At 42.0% G+C, this 1,268-nt stretch carries 1 protein-coding gene; it reads right to left on the reverse strand.

Annotated elements, in window-relative coordinates; translation table 11 throughout:
* Nucleotides 1-190 precede the first annotated feature (190 nt).
* On the reverse strand, nt 191-1,268 hold a 1,078-nt coding region (locus tag JMX98_RS13845), incomplete at its 5' end, for an RHS repeat domain-containing protein (protein ID WP_227680195.1).

The raw sequence follows: 1,268 nt of genomic DNA on the forward strand, positions 1-1,268 counted from the left end.
GTAAGTAACCAGTCTCAAAAAAAATAGAAACTTTTCATATTTTTTAAATATAGGTTTGTAGAAAGGGATTATAAATAATAGTATTAGACCTATAATTTGCCACCATTTATCTCCTAAAAACCAGACTATGCCTAAGTATAGTATCGGCAATAATAATATATGTAGAGTGCGAGAAATATGATATATGGCTTTATTTGATACAGTCATTACAACAACCTGCTTTGGATTGAGCATCTTTATATGCTTTAGTAGAATCTTTCTTGAACACTGTTTGTAAAGCTATTGATTGAAGTGGTGCCCCTGACCTGAAAAAAGCGCCGTCACACTGATATTTTGTCTTACTGCAATCTGAGTAACACCTGTCGTGCTCCGCACACTCATTTGTCCATACTGCATCTGGAACCCATGTTGCTGCTGTAGTTCCTTCGGCTCCACAAATACCTCCAAAAGGACCATGAGGATTTTTTCGCCAGTTTGAGATAGATTTTGATACCCCCCAATCAATTTTATTTCGTTTGATTGTATTATGCTGACTATAAGGGCCACCTCCTAATCCGTATGGACCTTTCTCTAACCCTAGCGGATCAATAAATCCTGTAGGATTAGGTGCATAAGCAAAGACATTATCGCCACCTCTTAACCCTATCGGATCACGAGTCGTAAACATACCCATATCAGGATCATAGTAGCGAAAACGGTTATAGTGCAACCCCGTCTCTTCATCGAAGTGCTGACCTTGAAAACGGATAGGCTGTAGCTCATTTTGACTGACTTGGATCTGATCAATGACTTGTTCACGCCATAGCACTTCGCCTCCCACTCGAGCACAGCTCTCGTCTTGCGGCACTAACTTCACTGCACTATCGTTACGTCTTGCGCCGCTAAAACAGTTCCCCAAACTGTTTTTTACGCGACTCACCCAGCATATTTCTACACGCGCCTCACCCCAAGCTTCATAATCCGCGAGCCAAACCACCTCACCCTTCTCATTAGTCAGCTCATTAGGCGTACCGAGTTGATCATTATGATAGTGATAGACCTGTATTAAATTGCCGTCTTGCTCATTTTCATTATCTAAACTTTCTATATCATCATTAGCCACTCTTGGCAGATCATCACGTAGCCAAGATAAGCGCGCGACAGGGACAAAGCTGCCTTGATCATAGATGGTGGTATAGACATGAGTGTCTGTATATTCCTGAATAGGCAAATCACTGTCCCATAGCATATGCGTGTGCTGATGCTGGGTCTGACGGCTTTGTGTGAGC

The organism is Psychrobacter sp. HII-4, assembly GCF_904846595.1.
GTDB lineage: Bacteria > Pseudomonadota > Gammaproteobacteria > Pseudomonadales > Moraxellaceae > Psychrobacter > Psychrobacter celer.